Raw genomic sequence first — 19,855 nt, forward strand, 5'->3', positions numbered from 1 at the left:
TCGTCACCAGCCCAATGCCTGCTTGACGAAGGGAATGGTCAGCTTGCGCTGAGCGGTGAGCGAGGCGTGGTCGAGCCGCTCGAGGATGGCGAACAGCGCGTTGAGCTGGCGCGGCCCGCGATGCAGGATGTAGCGGGCGACCTCATCGGGAAGCTGCATGCCGCGCACCCTGGCACGCAGCTTGAGCGCCTCGAAGCGACCGTCGTCGTCGAGGCGCTGGATCTGGAAGGTCACGCCCCAGGTCAGGCGCGATGCCAGGTCGGGTAGCGTGACACGCAGTTGCCGGGGAGCGGCCGGGGCGGCGATCACCAGCCGCTTGCCGGCATCGCGCAGGCGGTTGAAGCCGTGGAAAAGCGCCTCTTCCCAGCGCTTGCGCCCGATCACCTGGTCGATGTCGTCGATCACTACCAGGTCGAGCCGCTCGACGTCCTCGAGCATATGCGGGGGAAAATGGCCCAGATCGTTCAACGGCAGATAGAGCGCCCGCTTGTCTCGATCGCTGGCCTCATGGCAGGCGGCCTGCAACAGGTGGCTGCGCCCCGACCCAGGCGCGCCCCACAGATAGATGAAGGCTTCGCCGTGGTCGTCGAGCTGGGCTCGCAGCTTGGCCACCAGGGCGGCGTTGTCGCCCGGCAGGAAGTTGCCGAAGGTCGCGTCGTCGCGTAGCCCGACGCCCAACGGCAGCTGCGCCGGCCCGGTGCTCATTGACTGTCCTCGTTGCCGCGGGGCGGACCCTCGGCCTCATATAAGGGGCTGTTTTTATAGCGCTCATGTAGATAGCGCAATAGTACCATGACCATTGCCGCCACCGGCAACGCCAGCAGGATGCCGGTGAAGCCGAACAGTTGGCCGCCGGCCAGCACGGCGAAGATTACCGCCACCGGATGCAGGCCGATCTTGTCGCCCAGCAGCAGCGGCTGCAGCAGCATGCCCTCGAGCATCTGGCCAATACCGAAGACCGCCGCCACGCCGAGCAGATACAGCACGTCGCCATATTGGAAGAAGGCCACGATCGCGGCGATCGCCAGGCCGACGATCACCCCCAGGTAGGGAATGATGCTCGCCAGACCCGCCACGATGCCGATCAGCACGCCGAACTGGATACCCAGCAGCGTCAGCCCCACGGCATAGACGATGCCCAGGCTCAACATCACCAGCAACTGACCGCGCAGGAAAGCCGACAGTACCTCGTCGCACTGTATCGCCAGGCGCGTCGTCGTCGGCTCGTAGCGGCGCGGCAGTAGATCGCGAACATGCCGCTTGAGGCGATCCCAGTCGAGCAGCAGGTAGAAGGTCACCACCGGGATCAGCGCCAGGTTGCCGATCCAGATCGCCAGCGCCAGCCCCGAGCGCGACACCTGGGCGAGCAGGCCTGCCGCGAAGGTGCCGGTTTCCTTCCAGTTGGCCATCAACGCCTGACGCAGCTGGTCGAAGTCGGTGCTGAAATCGAGTCCCGAGACCTCACGCACCCAGGGAAGGATCATGGTCTGTACCCAGTTGAACATCTCCGGCAGCGCCTCGATCAGTTGCCCCAGCTGACGTCCCAGCAGCGGAATGAGAATCACGAAGGCGACTATCAGGCACAGCGACAACACCAGAAATACCACGCTGACCGCCAGGCGACGCGACAGCCCCTTGGCTTCCAGCCAGTCGGTCAGCGGGTCGCCCAGGTAGGCCAGGATCATGCCGACGAAGAATGGCATCAGGATCGGCCCGAGCAATACCAGCAACCAGACCATGGCGGCCACGCCCAGCAGCGTCCAGACTTGCAATCGTGTCATGCGACTCACTCCATCCATGCGCGTCGGCACGCCGATGCACCGCGACAGGCGCGATGCTACAATGCGCGCGCTTTCTCCTCCAGGTCATTCTCGACGGGCAATTAACGCCAAGCTTAGGCTTTCTACTGACAGGACATGCCATGACCCGCAGCGCCTCCGACAAACCTATGCCCCCTTCGCTGAGCTACAAGGACGCCGGGGTGGACATCGACGCCGGCAACGCCCTGGTCGACCGCATCAAGGGCGTCGCCAAGCGGACGCATCGCCCTGAAGTGCTGGGCGGACTGGGCGGCTTCGGCGCGCTGTGCGAACTGCCGGCCGGCTATCGCCAGCCGGTGCTGGTCACCGGCACCGATGGCGTGGGCACCAAGTTGCGCCTGGCCATGGAGCTGGGCCGTCACGACACCATCGGCATCGACCTGGTGGCAATGTGCGTCAACGACCTGGTCGTCGCCGGCGCCGAGCCACTGCAATTTCTCGACTACTATGCCACGGGCAAGCTCGATGTGGATATCGCCGCCGACGTCGTCAGCGGGATCGGCGAGGGCTGTCTGCAGGCCGGTTGCGCGCTGGTGGGCGGCGAGACCGCCGAGATGCCCGGCATGTACGAAGGCAGCGACTACGACCTGGCGGGCTTCTGCGTCGGCGTGGTCGAGAAAGCCGAGATTCTCGACGGCAGCAAGGTCGCCAAGGGCGACGTGCTGCTCGGCCTGGCTTCCTCTGGCCCGCACTCCAACGGCTATTCGCTGATCCGCAAGATCCTCGAAGTCAGCGCGGCCGACCTGACGACCGACATCGATGGCCGCAGCCTCGGCGACGCCCTGCTCGCGCCGACGCGCATCTACGTCAAGCCGCTGCTCTCGCTGATCAAGGACAGCGGCGTCGCCGTGCATGCGCTGTCGCACATCACCGGCGGCGGCCTCACCGAGAACCTGCCGCGGGTGCTGCCGGACCATCTCACCGCGCGCATCGACGCCAACGCCTGGCAGCGTCCGGCGGTGTTCGACTGGCTGCAGCGTCAGGGCAACGTCGCCGAGCGCGAGATGTATCGCGTGCTCAACTGCGGTATCGGCATGGTCGTGGTGGTATCCGCCGACCAGGCCGACGCAGCCCGGCGCCATCTGGAAGCCGCCGGCGAGCAGGTCGTCCAGCTCGGCGACATCGTCGCGCGTGACGGCGACGAGGAGCAGGTCCGCATGGAGAACCTCGAGGCATGAGCCAGGACGACGCGAACGGCGACACGCTCAACGATTTCACCGCCGAGGCCGCCGAGCCACGCCGGGTGGTGGTGCTGATTTCCGGCAACGGCAGCAACCTGCAGGCGCTGATCGACGCCCAGTCCTACGACGAACTGGGCGGCGAGATCGTCGCGGTGATCTCCAACAAGGCCGACGCCTACGGTCTCAAGCGCGCCCACGACGCGGGCATCGAAGCGGTCGCCCTGCCGCATCGCGAGTACGACAGTCGCGAGGCCTTCGACGGCGCGCTGATCAAGGTGATCGAGCGTCATCAGCCCGACCTGGTGGTGCTGGCCGGCTTCATGCGTATCCTTACCCCACGCTTCGTGCAACGTTACTACGGTCGCCTGCTGAATATTCATCCGTCACTACTGCCCGCGTACCCCGGCCTGGATACCCATGCCCGGGTACTCGCCGACGGCGCCGAGGAACACGGCGTCAGTGTGCATTTCGTCACCGAGGACCTCGATGGCGGACCGGTGGTGATGCAGGCCGCCCTCAAGGTACGCCGCGGCGATAGCGAAGAGCGGCTCGTCGCGCGCATCCACGCCCGCGAGCACCTGATCTACCCGATCGCCGTGCGCTGGTTCCTCGAGGGCCGGCTGCAGCTCGGCACCGAAGGCCCGACCCTCGATGGTACGGCGCTGCCGCCGCAGGGCATGCGGCTGTCGCACGACGATGCCGCCGAGGAGCTGGACGAGGAGCTGTAAGCTGTAAGCCAGATAATCAAAAGCGAACCCCACTGGCCCAAGGCTCGTGGGGTTCGCTTTTTCTTACAGCTTCAAGCTGATTGCTTATAGCTCCCGGCCGGAGGCCGGGCCGGCTCAGGTCCTGGGTAGTGTCACGCCACGCTGGCCCATGTACTTGCCGCCGCGATCCTTGTAGGAGATCGCGCACTCCTCGTCGGACTCCAGGAACAGCATCTGCGCCACCCCCTCGTTGGCATAGATCCGCGCCGGCAGGTTGGTGGTGTTGGAGAACTCCAGAGTCACGTGGCCTTCCCACTCCGGTTCCAGCGGGGTGACGTTGACGATGATCCCGCAGCGCGCATAGGTCGACTTGCCCAGACAGATGGTCAGTACGCTGCGCGGAATGCGAAAGTACTCGACGGTGCGCGCCAGCGCGAAGGAGTTGGGCGGGATCACGCAGGCATCGCCCTTGACGTCGACGAAGCTCTTCTCGTCGAAGCTCTTGGGATCGACCACCGCCGAGTGAATGTTAGTGAACACCTTGAACTCATCGGCGCAACGCACATCGTAACCGTAGCTGGACGTGCCGTAGGAGATCACCCGCTGGCCGTCGACGTGGCGGACCTGATCGAACTCGAAGGGCTCGATCATGCCGTGCTGTTCGGCCATGCGGCGAATCCAGTTGTCGGATTTGATGCTCATCGGGCGTCCTCGGGTCATGCGGTCGTAAAATGGGATCGAATGCGATCGTGGTCGGGATCGAATGCGATCGTGGTCGGGATCGATAAAAAGGGGCCGTCATCATAACGGCCCCCGCGGCGTTTCAAAAGCGAGTCGCTTTCAACAGCGCCTCACTCACCGAACGAAATGCTCGGCCCCTCCTCGCGCTGGCTCTCGACGCCTGCGGCCACCGCCCGCGCCACCTCGCGGAACGTCGCGGCGATCCCGCCGTCCGGCTCGGCGACCACGCTGGGCCGGCCGCCGTCGGCCTGCTCGCGAATCGACAGTTGCAGCGGCAACTGCCCCAGCAGGCGGGTGTCGTACTGCGCGGCGATCCGCTCGCCGCCCCCGGCGCCGAAGATCGGCTCGCTGTGCCCGCAGTTGGAGCAGATGTGCAGGCTCATGTTCTCGACCACGCCCAGCACCGGCACGTTAACCTTGCGGAACATCTCGATGCCCTTGCGCGCATCGAGCAAGGCGATGTCCTGCGGCGTGGTGACGATCACCGCGCCGGAGACCGGTACCTTCTGCGCCAGCGTCAGCTGAATGTCGCCGGTGCCCGGCGGCATGTCGATGAACAGATAATCCAGGTCGTCCCACAGCGTCTGGTTGAGCAGCTGCTGGAAGGCCCCGGTAACCATCGGTCCGCGCCATACCATGGGCTCGTTGACATCGACCATCAGCGCCATCGACATCGCCTGCAGGCCGTGGGCGATGATCGGCTTGAAACTGTTCTCGCTGACCACCTCGGGGCGCGTGCCCGCGGCAATGCCCAGCATCTGCGCCTGGCTGGGCCCATAGATGTCGGCGTCCAGCAGGCCCACCCGGTAGCCTTCGGCGGCCATCGCCAACGCCAGATTGGCGGTCACCGTGGACTTGCCGACCCCGCCCTTGCCCGAGGCAACGGCCACGATATGCTTCACACCCTCGATCACGGCTGACTCCTTTCCTTGAATGTTACGACACCGGGTTCGACCGATGCCTAAGGAAAAACTGCATAAATGTCTGCGCGGGTAAATCGCTGCGTTGTGCGGTGCGCGGAATCCTCACATATACCCATATGCTCCGGTTCCTGTGCTCCGTACGCCTTGCGCTTGATTCCGCTCGCCTATTTATTCAGGGTTTTCCTAACTTGGCCGCAGTATAACGCGCGCCGCGCGCCGAGGACCAAGCGTTCGGCCGGATCCTGGCTTCAGCCGGCGGTCAGCGACCAGGGGTTGGCGGTCAATGGCACGCCGCCGTCGGCGCTGACGCGTACCGTGTCGCTGCAGCCGATGCCCCATTCGCCGGGCAAGCGCAGGCACAACGGCAGATGGAAGACCATGTTTTCCTCGAAGCAGCGGCTCTGGCCGCGGGCGATGAACCCCGAACCCTCGACCCAGGACGGCGGGAACTGCGCGCCCACCGCGTAGCCGAACACCCCGGAGAAATAGGCCTGCCCGGCCAACGACTCGAAGGCCGTTTCGGCGTCGCGGGCCGCGCTGTCGAAACTGGCCCCGGGACGCATCGCGGGTAGCAGCGCGTCGTAGATGCGCCGGCAGGTATCGAACACCTCGACCATCCGCGCCGAAGGCCGCCCGGCGACCACGGTGCGCATCATCGGTGCGGTGTAACGGTTCCAGGCCGCGCCGAACTCGAGGAATACCGGCTCGTCGGCGGCGATCGGCCGGCGACGATGATTGAGATGACCGACACTGCTGCGCACGCCGGCCACCACGATCGGCTGCATGCTCATGAACTCGCTGCCCGCCTGATGCAGGGCCTGGGCCCCCACCGCGGCGATCTCGCTATCGGTGGCGTCGGCGCGCACCGCATCGGCCGCCGCCTCGATGCCCCGCCCGGTGATTCGGGCGCTCTCGGTCAAACACTCCAGCTCGGCCGACGACTTGACGAGCTTGATGCCATGCAGCAGCGCCGAGGCGTCGACGAACTCGTGGCCCGGCAGGCGCTGACGCAGCGCATCGATCACGCCCTGGCGCAGCGAGCCATGCCACGGGTCGATGCCGATGCATTCGCCCACCTCGCCCAGTACCTTCGTCAACGGAGCGAGGACCTCGGCGAGCCCCTCCCAGCGGTAGCTGCGTATATCCTCGACGCGGGTGCAGGTCACCGCCGGCCCCACTTCGATCGACGGCACTTGCAGCATCATGTGGTCGGCGGTCATCACCAGCGCCGAGTGGACCGCGACCTCGAAGGTGCTGTAGCCGGTCAGGTAGAAGATATCGGCCGGTGCGGTCAGCAACAGCGCATCAATGTCGGCGTCCTTCATTGCCTTGACGACAGTGTCCCGACGCCGCTGTAGCTCCGCTTCCTCGAAGGCGCACTCGCTGCCAGCCAGCGGCGCGAGGTGGTGGCGATATTCGTCGTGTTGCATGGTGGCTATCTCCCTGCCCATTGGCGCAATGACTCTGCAATCAGCCTAGTACATGCAGCCGCCCTTCTCGCCCTCACCGAGCGCTGCGCTGCCCATGCGTCCCCTGAAGAGCTTGGCTACAGTCAACCTGTCGGCATTACCAGAGCAAGGAGGCCATGATGACGCCGCTCGATTGTGTGAACGGTCTCGCTTCGCGCCTGGCGGGCCAGCCCAGCGATTACGACCGGCTAATGGAGCAGGTCGGCGAGCGTCCGTTCGTGCTGCTCGGCGAAGCCTCGCACGGCACCGATGAGTTCTACCGCATGCGCGCCGAGAGACGAACCGGTCGAGCAGCGCTGGGGGTCCTTCCCCGGTGGGCAGCTCAGCGGCGCCCCTGACAGCCACCGACACAGCGCCCTTGGTCATCGAAAGCCAGGGTGCGCCCGCTAAGCGGCAGGTGCACCGGCACGGAGACCGCCTCGGCGAATGTTGCAGTGCGCGTATCAGGCAGCAATTCGCCATCACGAGTAGCCTCTTCGTTGGCATGCGAAGGAATCACCGCATTCGGCTGGACCATTTCATCGATGACGTATGCGGCTTCGCTCGGGCCCGTGGTGAAGGTATCGCCGATATTGATCACCGCCAGCTCGGCGCCATAGAGCTGTCTGACCACCAGATCCTGCTCGGCGGTCACCCCGGTATCACCGGACAGATAAACCACCAACCCATTGGAAAAGCTCACCACGTAGCCACCCGGCGGGCCGACATAGGCGGTCAGCCCGCTGGCTGCCAACATCTCGCCGACTTGGCCCTCGATGAACGCCGGGCCCAGACCGTTACTGTGCACGGCCGGCACACTGGCTATCTTGACACCTGCAACCTCGGCTTCACCACCGAAGCGCAGCAACTGTACCTGCTCTTCGCTACCGCCGGCCGCAGCGACCTTGTTTTCGAAGAACCCCGGCATCTCGCCGCCCACTAGCAGCGTGGCCTGCTTGGCCACGGCAATGCGCACGGTATTGGATTCAGGCGTGGCCGACACCGAAAAATCCGGCGACGCGCAACTGCCGGCGTTGGCCGTAGGCTGATAGACATCGCCGAGATGGTCCCCATGCACATGGCTGAGCAGTACCGCATCGATTTCACCGAGCCGCGGATCATCGCCGCCGCGCACGGTCCGTCCGGCATCGTAGAGCAACCGGGTGCCGTTGGGATCCTCGAGGATCAGCGCCCGGTCGTAGCGGCAAAACTCGCCGTCCTGGCTTCCCAGCGGGGTGATTTTCACCGTCGCGGGGCTGTCTTCGTTGGCCATCGCCGTGACGGCGCTCGTGATGGTGATAGCAATCAGCGAGATTGCCCGTGCCACAGTCAATCTATTCATGAATGCCTCGCAGTACTGTGATTGTTGCTGTTATCGATATTGCCCAGTTGCTTGAGCGTAGCGCATACCGGCCACGGATAGCGTGCCACGCATGGCTTAGCATCGCTTAGGTCCGATCTGAAAATAAAACGCCCGGCCATTTGGCCGGGCGAAATGAGATCAGCAACTCAATACATGATCAGGATTGCGGGGATGCCTCCTCGCTCTGCTCGCTCTGAGTCTCGGATCCACTCTGTGGCTGATCGCCCTGCGGCTGGCCCTGCTGACCGGAGGAAGACCGCTCCTGGCCTTGCGACGCGCCCGAACCGCCTTGCGAGCCCCGGGAATCGCCGCTCTGGCTATTACCACTTTGGTCCGCGCCACTCTGGACGCCATCTTGCTGGCCGTCACCGGCCGGTTCAGAACCATTCTGCGGTTGGTCCGAAGCGCCCTGCGCGCCTGACGGCGTCTCGTCCCCGGCTGACGTAGCGGAACCGATGCGCTGGGAGAGCTCGTTCAGCGTCTCCTGCATCGCGGCGATGCTGGAAAGCTCCTGCTGGATGTTGGCGATGGAGGTCTGGAGTTTGCCGAGACGCTGGGTGCGCGTCTGGATCTGCGCCTGCAGCTCGCTCAAGCGCTGCTCAGCGGACGCGACCTGGGCGCTCATCGACTTCTCGCGCTGCTGTACTTCGGCCAGCGATTGCTTGAGCTGTCCGAGATTTTCCTTGGCGGTGGTCTTCTGACCTTCGATGTCGGCAAGTTCCGTTTGCCGCGTATCGAGCTGCTCGGCCAACTGTTCGAGACGCGATTGCTGCGCCTTGACGTTCTCCTCGAGCTCGGTGCGACGGCCCTCGGCATCGGCGATTTGCTGCTGCGTCTTCTTCAATTCGGACTGAGCGCTGTCGAGACGCTGCTGGGCCTGCTGAGCCTGGCCATTGAGATCCTCGAGCTGGGCCTGGGCCTGGCCGACCTGATCCTGCAAGGCTTTCAGTTGCTGTGTGCGCTGTGCCAGTCGAGCCTGTGTTTCCTCGAGCTGGGCCTGCACGTCCTCGACCTGCGACTGCAGTTGGCTGAGCTGCTCCTGCGCCTGGCTATTCTGCTGCTCGAGCGACTGCTGCTCCTGCTGGGCCGCTTCGACGCTTGAATAGGCCTTCTCGAAATCGGCGTTGCGCTGTTGCAGGGATTGTTTTTCGTTCTGAAGCTGGGCGATCTGTGCCTGCATCGACTCGCGTTGAGCCTGCCATTTCTCCTTCTGCGAACTGGCGTTGGAGGCCACGAAGATCGCCACGATCACCGCGATTATCGCGACCACTACCACGATGCGTACCCGATTGTCCTTGAAAGGGCTCTGAGGCTTATTCTGGGACTGCTCCGGCGGTGTCTCGGCCATGGATCATCTCCTAGGTTCGGCTGCGTACCAGTTCACCATGGCCATGAACACCCCGATGGGCAAGACGAATTCACTAATTGAGTAGAACGAAAATTCAACGTCGCCTTGTACAGCGGCCATTCACTCGCTATCGATCCTGCCGCGCAGCGCCTTGTGCTTGCCCTTGCGCGTCTTGGCATCCACTCGCCTACGCTTGGCCGCCTTGCTGGGGCGCGTGGGTATTCGCCTGGGACGTTCGCGGGCCACGCTACGGATCAGCTCGCGCAGCCGCATCCGGGCATCCTCGCGATTCTGCTCCTGAGTCCGGTAGCGCTGCGCCTTGATCACGACCACGCCCTGCCGGGTGATGCGCTGATCGGCCAGCACCAGCAAGCGCTCCTTGTAGAGGGCCGGCAACGACGAGGCGCCGATGTCAAAGCGCAGATGCACCGCTGAAGCGACCTTGTTGACGTTCTGGCCACCTGCGCCCTGGGCGCGCACGGCCTGAATCTCGAATTCGCTGTCGGGCAGGCTGACCTGGCGGGAAATTTCCAGCATGGAACCTCCGGTCGACGATTGGCCCGCTACTTTACGGCACCCGACGAAAGCTCACCAGAGCGACTGGGCCACCAGTACCGCGGTCGCCAGGGTCACGCCCAGTGCAATCAATGCCACCAGGCCATCGCGGGCGATCAGCGCCAGGCCGAAGGCGGTCAGTGCCGCGCCGGCGCCGGTTGCGGAGAACGGCACGAGCTCCATCAGCGGCATGCACAAGGCAATGGCCAGGCAGGTCAGCGCCACGCACTGCAGGCCGGCGCCCCGGGTCAGCCCGGTCAGACGCGGCTTCAGCAATCGGTCGGTCCAGCACGCCAGCGGATACAGACGGCGCAACCCCTTGAGAAAGTGATACCGGGACAGCGAGCGGCGCAACAGCCACTTCGGCAACCATAGGCGCTTGCGTCGCAATAGCAGCTGGCCCGCACTGAGCGCCACCAGCAACGCCATCAGCGTCGGCACGCCGGGAATATCGCCCACCAGGGGCATGACCGTGATCAGCCCGGCAATTATCAATAACGGGCCGAACGCCCGGTTGCCCACCGCCTCGAGCAGCAGCGCCAGGCTGACCGGCGCGCCGGATTGGCGCTCTTCGCTGACGGCCCGCTCGAGCTCGGCGAGCAATTGCTCTAGGTTTTCCGGCTCTGCGTCTTCATGTTCCTCATGCATGCATCACCTCCCTGTGAGCCTGGCGCTGCCGAGGAACTCCTCGATTGCTTGTCAGTGAGTACGCCTCATTCAGGCGGGCTCCGGCGTGCGTGTCCGCATGAAGCGCTCCAGCGCCTGCCACGGCTTGGTGCTCGAGTGCTTCCTGGCGGATACTGTCAGTGTCGGATGACAGCCATCCTCGTTGCCAGCCGCCCGGCAGGGAACCGTCAACGACTGCCCGAAGCACATCGTTTCGGGACCTTTGTTCCAAGCTGCAAGGGAATGGAATGCAACGTCTCGTTCTGGCCCGCCAGGTCTGGCAGTTCTCATGGCGCGTACTCGCCGCTTTCCTGCACAATCGCGGCATTCTTCTGGCCGGCGGCGTCGGCTATAACGTCCTGCTCTCGACCGTTCCGCTGTTCGCCCTGCTCTCCGTGCTGCTGACCCATATCGTCGATGAACAACGCCTGCTGGGTATCATCGCCATTCAGGCCCAGCACCTGGCACCGGCCCACGCCGACGTGATTCTCGATGCGGTGCGTACGCTGGTCGATTCGCGCAATGTCGTGGGCTTCGTCGGGACTCTGGTATTGCTGTTCTTCAGCTCATTCGCCTTTCGCATGCTCGAGGATTCCATCGCGCTGATTTTCCACCAGGCCGACGAGGTCGACAAGAAGCGCCGTTTCTGGGTGTCGGCGCTGTTGCCCTACGCCTTCATGTTGGTACTCGGTGCCGGCTTGCTGGCGCTGACCGTGCTGGTCGCGATGGGCAATGCCTTCAATCAAATAGTAATCATGCTGTTCGACATCGAGCTGCCCTCGGCCAGCGTGGCTGTAATATCGCTCAATGTCTTGAGTTTCGTCGGTCTGTGCGGGCTGTTCAGCGCCATCTACAAGATCATGCCGGTGGTGCGCATCGCGCCCCATCGCGCGCTGATCGGCGGCTTTGTCGCCGCCCTGCTGTGGGAGATCGTCCGGCTTACCCTGAGTTACTACTTTGCCAACGTTTCCTACGTCAATGCTGTCTACGGCTCATTGGCGACGCTGATCGTGGTGCTGCTGAGTCTCGAGATCGGTGCGGTGATCCTGCTGCTCGGCGCCCAGGTGATCGCCGAGCTCGAACGCAGTGCTCGCGCCGGCCTGCCCTGGCACCAGAGTCCGCATCGCTAGCCAACCCGGCTCGCCCGAGCGGGCCACCCCAACCCGATGCCCATGCTCTTCACCCCGATACACCGCCGCGCCGCGCCTGGACCCGCAGCTTGGCACGGATGAAATCGCTGTGGCGGACGAACAGCAGATCCGCCAGCTTGCGGATGCGGTGCTCTTCATGGGCATCAAGCGCCTCGTCGACGTAGGCCAGCTGCCACATCAACTCGACCAGTGCGACCTTGTCGGCGTAGTCGTAATGCTCGTTGACCAGCCGCACGAACTGGAAATGATCGACTGCCTGGTTCGTCTCGTGGGTCGCCAGTGCCATCAGCTCATCGACCCGTTGATCGTCCAGGGAAAAGCGTGCCTTTAGCATGCCCCGCCAGGCGTCGAGTTCGGCGGGATCGGTGCGTTGGTCGGCACGCACGATTTCGCAAAGCAGCGCCGCGGTGGCCAGTTCCAGGGTCAAATGCCGCTGGTCGTCGTCGGCTCCCGGCATGGTCAAGGCACGCTGAAAGAATTGCTGGATAGCGTCGAGCACGAGGTGTCTCCTTGGATCGATACGTAGTGACGAAGGCTATCTTTCCGACAAGTGCCCGACGAAGAGGTTGCATGCTCAATGACTGGTGGCCAACAATGCCGTGGTGCGCTTCATCAGCAGGCCGTGGTGCGCTTCATCAGCAGAGAGTAGAGCAGAGGAACGCCATGCTTGATCTGACCCAGGCGCCGATCACCCTGGCGCTGCTCGTCGTCAACGTTGCCATCAGCCTGTTCGTGCTGCATCGCCGGCCTCAGCTCTTCGCCACGCTGGCCTTTCGGCCAGAGCGCATCCTGCGTCACGGCGAGTTCCATCGCCTGCTGAGCGCGGGCTTCCTGCACGTCAACGGCGCGCACCTACTGGTCAACATGCTGACGCTGTACTTCTTCGGCCCCTGGCTGGAAGCCGCTCTGGGGCCGCTGCGCTATCTGCTTTTGTATTTCGGTTCCGATCTTGCCGCCCAGGGGCTAGCGCTGATCGTCCATCGCAACAGCCCGCGCTACTCGGCGGTCGGCGCGTCGGGGGCGATTACCGGCGTGGTCTTCGCCTTCTGCCTCTACGAACCTTTCCGGCTGCTCTATCTGTTCTTCGCCATTCCCATCCCGGCGATCCTGTTCGCCATCGGCTTCGTCGCCCTGTCGCTGTACGCCATGCGCAGCCGTGCCCCCGACCAGGCCGGCGGGCTGGCTCACGAAGCGCACCTGGGCGGCGCACTCGGTGGCGTGGTCATCGCGCTGATACTCGAACCGGCGCTGCTGGCGCACTTTCTTGGGCAGCTCGGCTTGTGATCGGCCCACCGGCGCTCAGGCCATGCAGCGCGCCACGCGTTGACGTTCGTACCCATCCCGGCCCAATCCTCTCCCTCGGCTGCCGATAGCTGGGATATGAACTTGTAAGCAATCACTTGCAAGACATTCAAGCTGGAACATGTCGCGGGCAGACAAAAGAGTATCCAGGCGGGACTGACAGCTTTCGTGTACCGCTTCTGGCAACTGACGGAGCCAGCGCGACAAAACGTCAACAGGCCCTGATACAATTTTTTACAAATATGCCTATTGAAGCGGTTGTATCAGACCCCATTTCATGAAGTGCCGAAAGGTAGATCCCTAGCCATGGGATGCCGCCAAGTGGGTCCCGTCAATAGGGGTATGGCTTCGCTCATCAAATGGGGAGAACATACTATGAATACGGCATTCTCACTGGAACCGCTCTTCCGTCACTCGATCGGTTTCGATCGCTTCAACGATCTATTCGAACGCGCCTTCGAAAGCAGCGCAACAACCGGCTTTCCGCCGTACAACGTCGAGAAGCATGGCGAGAACGAGTACCGCATCATCCTGGCCGTGGCCGGGTTCACCGAGCAGGAACTGAGCATTCAGCTCGAAGGGGGCGTGCTCAGCGTTTCCGGCGCCAAGCCCCAGGCCGAGCAGGACGATCGGGTTCGGTACATGCACCAGGGCATCGCCCAGCGCTCCTTCAAGCTGACCTATCGGCTTGAAGATCATATCGAGGTGCGCGGCGCGAAACTGGAAAACGGCCTGCTGATCATCGACCTGCTGCGCGAGATTCCCGAAGCGCAGAAGCCGCGCGAGATCGAGATCGACGTCTCGAGTCAGCAGCGCTCCGAAACGCGCCGGCTGGAAACCTCAAGGGGGGAGGCCCCCATGGAGGAATCCGCACAGGTGCAAGCATCCACCTGAGTGAGTGAAACGGCACTTCATGCCGATCGACATGATCATGGAAAGATATTGGCCCCGCTCTTGCGGGGCCTTGTTTTTGTATCGGCATGATTGCGGCAATGCCGTTGGACTAGAACAACCCCAACTGACGGTCGGTCAGGGCATCGAAGTCGTCAGCGACGAACGGCAGGATCGCATCGGCCACCGGCTGCAACTGGCGAGTCAGGTAATGCTGGTAGTCGATGGGCGAGCGCCGCGTTTCCAGTGGCTCCGGTCCCGCCAAGGTCATCACGTAGCTGATCCAGCCGCCGTGCTGGTATTGTCGAGGCCGCCCCATCTGGTCGTTGTAGGCGTCGGCGAGACGTGCCGCGCGTACGTGCGGCGGCACGTTACGTCGATAATCGTCGAGCTTGCGACGCAGCCGCTTGCGATAGATCAACCGCTCGTCGTACTCGCCGGCGAGGGTACGCTGCACATAGTCGCGCACGAAGTCGCGGTGGGGCTCGCCGACGAAGATCCGCCGGTAAAGCTCCTGCTGGAAACGCTTGGCCAGCGGCGACCAGTCGGCGCGCACCGTTTCCAAGCCCTTGAACACCAGCCGCTCGCTGCCGTCGGCCTCGCGCACCAATCCGGCGTAGCGTTTCTTGCTGCCCACCTCCGCGCCGCGAATGGTCGGCATCAGAAAACGCCGAAAGTGCGTCTCGAACTGCAGTTCCAGGGCACTTTCCAGCGTGTATTGCTGGCGCAGATGTTCGCGCCACCAGGCGTTGACGCGCTGGACCAGCTGCCGGCCGATCCGGGCGGCCTCGTCGTCTTCGTGGGCACGACCCAACCACACGAACGTCGAGTCGGTATCACCGTAGATAACGGTATATCCCTCGGCCTCGATCAGTTCGCGGGTGCGGTGCATGATCTCGTGGCCGCGCAGGGTGATCGACGACGACAGGCGCGGGTCGAAGAACCGGCAGCCCGAGGCGCCCAGTACGCCGTAGAAGGAGTTCATGATGATCTTCAGCGCCTGGGAAAGCGGTGCGTTGCCCTCGCGCTTGGCGACTTCGCGCCCCTGCCAGACCCGCGCCACCATCTCGGGCAGCGCATGGCGGGTGCGCGAGAAGCGCGCGCCGCGAAAGCCGGGCAGCGTCTCGTTCTCGGGCTCGGCCAGCCCCTGCGCCAGCCCCACCGGGTCGATCAGGAAGGTGCGGATGATCGAGGGATAGAGGCTCTTGAAATCGAGCACCAGCACCGAATCGTAGAGCCCCGGGCGTGAATCCATCACGAAGCCGCCGGGACTGTTCTCGCCACGCTGACTACCCAGGTTGGGAGCCACGAAACCGAGCCGGTGCATACGCGGCAGGTAGAGATGCGAGAACGCCGCCACCGAGCCGCCGCTGCGATCGGCCTGCAGTCCGGTGACGGTGGCACGCTCGAGCAGGAAGTCGATCAGCTCGGTATGCGCGAAGATCCGCGTGACCAGCTCGCAGTCCTTGAGGTTGTAGCGGGCCAGGGCCGGCTTGTCCTCGGCGAACAGGCGGTTGATGGCGTCCATGCGCTGGTAGGGATCGTCGATCGCCTTGCCTTCGCCGAGCAGCTCCTGGGCGACGTTTTCCAGGCTGAACGAGGCGAAACGCCAGGTCGCCTGGCGCAGCATCTCGATACCATCAATGATCAATCGGCCGGGCGCCGAGGCGAAGAAGTGGTTGGAATTGCTGGCGTGGGCGCGCCACTCCATCGGCTCGCCGCCGCGCCCCAGCAATAGCGGGATGCCCAGTTGCTCGGCATGACGCTGCAGGATGCGCAGGTCGAACTGGATCAGGCTCCAACCGATGAGCGCATCCGGGTCATGGCGTGCCATCCACGCATTGAGACAGGTGAGCAACGCGTTGCGGCTTGCGCAATAGTGGAGCTCGAAGTCGCGGCCCGCTTCGGCGTCTCCGCCCTGCCCGTTCGCCGGGCCCAGCATATAGACCGTGCGCGCCCCGCAGCCCTCCAGCGCGATCGAGTACAGTTCGCCGCGCTCGCTGGTCTCGATATCCAGCGAGGCAAGCTTCAGACGCGGGCGATAATCCGGGGCGGGTTTCAACTGCGCATCGCCGAGCGAGCCGTCCGCCTGCGTCACCCCCGAAAATTCCACCGGCGCGGTAATGAAGCGCTCCATCAGGTAGCGCTCCGGCGGGCGAACGTCGGCCTCGAAGATCTCGATGCCCGCATCGGCCAGGCGCCGCTCCAGGTTCAGCAGTTGACGATACTGACGGCAATAAAGCCCCAATACCGGCCGATGGCGGAAATCGCAGAGCTCGAGCGGACGAAGTTCGACACCCGGCTCGTCGCCAACCAGCCGTTCGATACGCGTACGGAACTCGGCGGGGGCGAACGCCACCGAGGTCTGCAACGGCAGGCGGACGTGGCGAGGGCCGGCATCGGTGGCCAGCCACAGGCTCACTTCGCTGCCAACCGCGGTGTCCCGCCAGTGGCGGGTCAGGACGAAGCCATGCGGCATCTCGGGCTCTCTCGACAGGGGTGGCGATAAGGAGACCGGCAACGCTGCTTCGGCCGGCCCTGTGAACGAACAATCCAAGCCGCCCATTATAAGCGGTAATACGCCCGTCATTGACCTGCCATCGGCCTGGTGGTAAGCGATGGCGACGATTTCGAGGCGCTGGCCAACGACGAACCCGGCGAGCCGCTGGGCCGCGAGCGGGAAATCGCCGGGCTGTTGAAGGCGATCCGCGACGAGCGCATCCGCAACGTGGTCTGGCTGACCGCCGACGTCCACTACACCGCCGCCCATCACTATTCGCCGGAACGCGCCAGTTTCAAGGAGTTCGCGCCGTTCTGGGAATTCGTCAGCGGCCCGCTGCATGCCGGCACCTTCGGCCCGGGCGAGCTCGACGCCACCTTCGGCCCGCAAGTGGTCTTCCAGAAGGCGCCGCCCGAGGGACAATCGAACCTGCCGCCCTCCGCGGGCTACCAGTTCTTCGGCCAGGTCGACCTGGACGGCGAAAGCGACGCCCTGACGGTGACGCTGATGGATTCGGCCGGCACGGCGCTGCATAAACAGGTGCTCGAACCGCAGTCCGCCTGATCCCGGCATTCAGATCAGTCCTCTCAAGACACGGCGGTAGGCGTGATAGGGTTGAACGCGTCACGCAGCGTTCGGATTTCGCCATTTTTGGTGAAAAATACTTGAGCCCCGCCGCCGTCGGGGCGATTATCGGCCCCCTCTTGCCAGGTGGCCGGGCGTGGCCATGGCCAGGATGGCATCGGGTCGCGGTAGGCGGGTATTGCGCCCCGCGATTCGACCCCCGTTGAATTTCCGATCTGGAGGCGAACGCATGAGTAAAGCCTTGATTATTGGCGCCGGCGGCGTCGGCGGTGTGGTCACGCACAAGTGCGCGCAGCACCCCGAGGTGTTCCACGAAATCTGTCTGGCCAGTCGCAACGAAGCGAAGTGCAGGGCGATTGCGGACCAGCTGGACCGCCCCATCCAGACCGCCCAGGTCGACGCCGATGACGTCGAGGCGCTGGTCGCGCTGATCGAGTCGTTCAAGCCCGACGTGCTGATCCACGTGGCCCTGCCCTACCAGGACCTGACTATCATGGAGGCCTGCCTGCGTACCGGCGTGCCCTACCTGGACACCGCCAACTACGAGCATCCGGACGAGGCCAAGTTCGAGTACAAGGAGCAGTGGGCATTTCAGGAGCGCTTCGCCAAGGCCGGCAACATGGCCACGCTGGGCTGCGGCTTCGACCCGGGCATGACCAACATCTACTGCGCCTACGGCCAGAAGAACCTGTTCGACGAGATCCAGCGCATCGACATCCTCGATGCCAACGGTGGCGATCATGGTTATCCGTTCGCCACCAACTTCAACCCGGAGATCAACATTCGCGAGATCACCGCGAATGGCCGCTACTGGGAAAAGGGCGAGTGGAAGGAGACCGCGCCGCTGGCCGAGAAGCGCAAATTCGATTTCGACGGTATCGGCGAGAAGGATATCTACCTGCTCTATCACGAGGAGCTCGAATCGCTGGCCCAGAACATCAAGGGCATCGAGCGCATTCGCTTCTGGATGACCTTCTCCGAGAAGTACATCACCCACCTCAAGGTGCTCGAGAACGTCGGCATGACCCGCATCGAGCCGATTAACGTCAACGGCTGCCAGATCTCGCCGCTGCAGTTCCTCAAGGCGGTATTGCCCGATCCGGCCTCGCTGGGTCCGCGCACCAAGGGCAAGACCAACATCGGCGTGATCCTCGACGGCATCAAGGACGGCAAGCGTCGCAAGGTGTACATCTACAACATCAGCGATCACCAGGCGAGCTACCGGGAGGTCAAGTCCCAGGCGATCTCCTACACCACCGGCGTGCCCGCGGTGACCGGCGCGATGTTGATGCTGGAAGGGATCTGGAAGGGCGACGGCGTCTACAACGTCGAGCAGCTCGATCCCGATCCGTTCATGGAGCGCATCGGCGACATGGGCCTGCCGTGGCAGATGGTCGAGCTCGACCCCGACGACGATCCGCTGGCCGATTCGTGATGGCGCAAGCGAGCTACCCGTTCGACGCTTACCCCTTTGACATTGGGGCCTGCCCATCGCCGGCCTATGTGGTCGACGACGCCCTGCTGCGTCGCAATCTCGAGCGGCTGGGCGAAGTTCAGGAGGCCAGCGGGGCGAAGATCCTGCTGGCGCTGAAGGGCTTCGCCATGTGGGACACTTTCCCGCTGGTGAGCCAGTACCTGGTGGGCACGACCTCCAGCGGCCAGGATGAAGCGCGCCTCGGTGCCGAGACCTTCGGCGGCGAGGTCCACGTCTACTCGCCGGCGTTCACCGCGCCGGAGATGGACGTGGTGCTGCGCTACGCCGATCACCTGAGCTTCAACTCGCCGGGCCAGTGGCGGCGCTTTCGCGACACGGTCGCGGCGGCGCCGCGCCGGATTTCCTGCGGCTTGCGGGTCAATCCCGAGCACTCCACCGGCGAAGTCGCCCTCTACGACCCTTGCGCGCCGGGCTCGCGGCTCGGCACCCGGGCCGCGAACCTGAAGCCGGAGGATCTCGACGGCCTGGAGGGGCTGCACTTCCATGCGCTGTGCGAGCAGAACAGCGACGCCCTCGAGGCGACGCTGAACGCCTTCGAGGCTCGGTTCGGTCAGTTTCTCCCGGCCATGCGCTGGGTCAATTTCGGCGGCGGCCATCACATTACCCGCGCCGACTACGACGTGGCGCGGCTGGTGCGGATAATCCGCGATTTCAAGGCCCGCCATCCGCACCTCGAAGTCTACCTGGAGCCGGGCGAGGCGATCGCCCTGAACACCGGCTTCCTGGTGTGCAGCGTGCTGGACATCGTCGACGACGAGGTGCCCAACGCCATCCTCGATACCTCGGCCACCGCGCACATGCCGGACGTGCTGGAGATGCCCTACCGGCCCGAGATCATCGGTGGCGGCAAGCCGAATGAAAAGGCCCACACCTACCGCCTGGGCGGCACCACCTGCCTGGCCGGCGACGTGATCGGCGACTACTCGTTCGATGCGCCACTCGCCATCGGCGACCGGCTGATGTTCACCGACATGGCCCACTACACCATGGTCAAGACCACCACCTTCAACGGCATTCGCCTGCCGTCGATCTGCCGGGTCGACGAGACGAGCCGCGCGGTGCGTACGGTCAAGACCTTCGGCTACGTGGACTATATGCAGCGCTTGAGTTGATCGCTTCGTGGGGCAGGCTTGCGCCTGTCCCACGGATGCACCCGACCGCCAGCCGGGCTACAATCGC

General features: G+C 64.1%; 20 protein-coding genes. 9 read left to right on the plus strand and 11 right to left on the minus strand.

Annotation, left to right across the window (positions count from 1 at the left end):
* Window positions 1-3: 3 nt before the first annotated feature.
* Together hda and HALZIN_RS0108650 are read right to left on the minus strand one after the other, a co-directional pair.
* Window positions 4-705: a DnaA regulatory inactivator Hda gene (hda, locus tag HALZIN_RS0108645; RefSeq protein ID WP_031383825.1), complete on the minus strand. Its 702-nt coding sequence runs from the start codon at window positions 703-705 to the stop codon at window positions 4-6.
* A complete protein-coding gene (locus HALZIN_RS0108650) occupies window positions 702-1,781 on the minus strand; it encodes an AI-2E family transporter (RefSeq protein WP_031383826.1) in 1,080 nt (359 codons plus the stop codon). Before HALZIN_RS0108650 ends, hda begins: the two co-directional genes overlap by 4 nt.
* A gap of 140 nt (window positions 1,782-1,921) precedes the next feature.
* Between HALZIN_RS0108650 and purM the strand changes: the two genes are divergently transcribed.
* Window positions 1,922-2,998 (plus strand): phosphoribosylformylglycinamidine cyclo-ligase, encoded by a 1,077-nt coding sequence (purM, locus tag HALZIN_RS0108655; RefSeq protein WP_084173451.1) that lies wholly within the window; start codon window positions 1,922-1,924, stop codon window positions 2,996-2,998.
* The gene (gene purN, locus HALZIN_RS0108660; protein WP_031383828.1) at window positions 2,995-3,729 is read left to right on the plus strand and encodes a phosphoribosylglycinamide formyltransferase; all 735 of its coding nucleotides are present in this window, start codon (window positions 2,995-2,997) and stop codon (window positions 3,727-3,729) included. Before purM ends, purN begins: the two co-directional genes overlap by 4 nt.
* Before the next feature lie 114 nt (window positions 3,730-3,843).
* On the opposite strand, the gene dcd is transcribed toward purN, so the two are convergent.
* The 3 genes from dcd to HALZIN_RS0108675 all read right to left on the minus strand — a co-directional run bounded on the left by dcd (window position 3,844) and on the right by HALZIN_RS0108675 (window position 6,802).
* The gene (dcd, locus tag HALZIN_RS0108665) at window positions 3,844-4,410 is read right to left on the minus strand and encodes a dCTP deaminase (RefSeq protein ID WP_031383829.1); all 567 of its coding nucleotides are present in this window, start codon (window positions 4,408-4,410) and stop codon (window positions 3,844-3,846) included.
* Window positions 4,411-4,559: 149 nt separating this feature from the next.
* Window positions 4,560-5,363: an iron-sulfur cluster carrier protein ApbC gene (gene apbC, locus HALZIN_RS0108670; protein WP_084173453.1), complete on the minus strand. Its 804-nt coding sequence runs from the start codon at window positions 5,361-5,363 to the stop codon at window positions 4,560-4,562.
* Between the two features lie 257 nt (window positions 5,364-5,620).
* Window positions 5,621-6,802 carry a M24 family metallopeptidase gene (locus HALZIN_RS0108675; RefSeq protein WP_031383831.1) on the minus strand — a complete coding sequence of 394 codons (1,182 nt, stop codon included), beginning with the start codon at window positions 6,800-6,802 and terminating at the stop codon, window positions 5,621-5,623.
* 158 nt (window positions 6,803-6,960) lie between these two features.
* On the opposite strand from HALZIN_RS0108675, the gene HALZIN_RS18175 reads away from it, so the two are divergent.
* The gene (locus HALZIN_RS18175) at window positions 6,961-7,179 is read left to right on the plus strand and encodes a hypothetical protein (RefSeq protein ID WP_031383832.1); all 219 of its coding nucleotides are present in this window, start codon (window positions 6,961-6,963) and stop codon (window positions 7,177-7,179) included.
* Here the strand turns inward: HALZIN_RS18175 and HALZIN_RS0108685 are convergent.
* From HALZIN_RS0108685 to HALZIN_RS0108705, 4 genes are all read right to left on the minus strand, one after another.
* A complete protein-coding gene (locus HALZIN_RS0108685; RefSeq protein ID WP_031383833.1) occupies window positions 7,164-8,162 on the minus strand; it encodes an MBL fold metallo-hydrolase in 999 nt (332 codons plus the stop codon). The genes HALZIN_RS18175 and HALZIN_RS0108685 overlap by 16 nt on opposite strands.
* A 178-nt stretch (window positions 8,163-8,340) precedes the next feature.
* A complete protein-coding gene (locus HALZIN_RS16820) occupies window positions 8,341-9,531 on the minus strand; it encodes a coiled-coil domain-containing protein (protein WP_035575257.1) in 1,191 nt (396 codons plus the stop codon).
* A 120-nt stretch (window positions 9,532-9,651) separates the two neighbouring features.
* Window positions 9,652-10,068: an alternative ribosome rescue aminoacyl-tRNA hydrolase ArfB gene (gene arfB / locus HALZIN_RS0108700; RefSeq protein ID WP_031383834.1), complete on the minus strand. Its 417-nt coding sequence runs from the start codon at window positions 10,066-10,068 to the stop codon at window positions 9,652-9,654.
* Between the two features lie 51 nt (window positions 10,069-10,119).
* Window positions 10,120-10,734, minus strand: coding sequence for an exopolysaccharide biosynthesis protein (locus HALZIN_RS0108705; protein WP_031383835.1), 615 nt, complete (start codon window positions 10,732-10,734; stop codon window positions 10,120-10,122).
* Window positions 10,735-11,000: 266 nt separating this feature from the next.
* Between HALZIN_RS0108705 and HALZIN_RS0108710 the strand changes: the two genes are divergently transcribed.
* Window positions 11,001-11,882: a YihY/virulence factor BrkB family protein gene (locus tag HALZIN_RS0108710; RefSeq protein ID WP_031383836.1), complete on the plus strand. Its 882-nt coding sequence runs from the start codon at window positions 11,001-11,003 to the stop codon at window positions 11,880-11,882.
* Between the two features lie 49 nt (window positions 11,883-11,931).
* Here HALZIN_RS0108710 and HALZIN_RS0108715 read toward each other — a convergent pair whose 3' ends face one another.
* Entirely contained in the window at window positions 11,932-12,402 is a 471-nt protein-coding gene (locus HALZIN_RS0108715; protein ID WP_031383837.1) for a tellurite resistance TerB family protein, read from the minus strand.
* 164 nt (window positions 12,403-12,566) lie between these two features.
* On the opposite strand from HALZIN_RS0108715, the gene HALZIN_RS0108720 reads away from it, so the two are divergent.
* Both HALZIN_RS0108720 and HALZIN_RS0108725 read left to right on the plus strand, forming a co-directional pair.
* Window positions 12,567-13,187, plus strand: coding sequence for a rhomboid family intramembrane serine protease (locus HALZIN_RS0108720; RefSeq protein WP_031383838.1), 621 nt, complete (start codon window positions 12,567-12,569; stop codon window positions 13,185-13,187).
* A gap of 393 nt (window positions 13,188-13,580) precedes the next feature.
* A complete protein-coding gene (locus HALZIN_RS0108725) occupies window positions 13,581-14,099 on the plus strand; it encodes an Hsp20 family protein (RefSeq protein WP_035575259.1) in 519 nt (172 codons plus the stop codon).
* A gap of 109 nt (window positions 14,100-14,208) precedes the next feature.
* Here the strand turns inward: HALZIN_RS0108725 and HALZIN_RS0108730 are convergent, their stop codons facing one another.
* A complete protein-coding gene (locus HALZIN_RS0108730) occupies window positions 14,209-16,575 on the minus strand; it encodes a DNA polymerase II (protein WP_031383840.1) in 2,367 nt (788 codons plus the stop codon).
* 129 nt (window positions 16,576-16,704) lie between these two features.
* Between HALZIN_RS0108730 and HALZIN_RS0108735 the strand changes: the two genes are divergently transcribed.
* The 3 genes from HALZIN_RS0108735 to nspC all read left to right on the plus strand — a co-directional run bounded on the left by HALZIN_RS0108735 (window position 16,705) and on the right by nspC (window position 19,788).
* Window positions 16,705-17,160, plus strand: a complete 456-nt coding sequence (locus HALZIN_RS0108735; RefSeq protein WP_031383841.1) for an alkaline phosphatase D family protein — start codon at window positions 16,705-16,707, stop codon at window positions 17,158-17,160.
* Window positions 17,161-17,410: 250 nt separating this feature from the next.
* On the plus strand, window positions 17,411-18,616 hold the full coding sequence (locus HALZIN_RS0108740; protein ID WP_031383842.1) for a saccharopine dehydrogenase family protein: 1,206 nt from the start codon (window positions 17,411-17,413) through the stop codon (window positions 18,614-18,616).
* A complete protein-coding gene (gene nspC, locus HALZIN_RS0108745) occupies window positions 18,616-19,788 on the plus strand; it encodes a carboxynorspermidine decarboxylase (RefSeq protein WP_031383843.1) in 1,173 nt (390 codons plus the stop codon). The genes HALZIN_RS0108740 and nspC overlap by 1 nt, the downstream gene beginning before the upstream one ends.
* Window positions 19,789-19,855 lie beyond the last annotated feature (67 nt).

This window comes from Halomonas zincidurans B6 (genome assembly GCF_000731955.1).
Taxonomy (GTDB): domain Bacteria; phylum Pseudomonadota; class Gammaproteobacteria; order Pseudomonadales; family Halomonadaceae; genus Modicisalibacter; species Modicisalibacter zincidurans.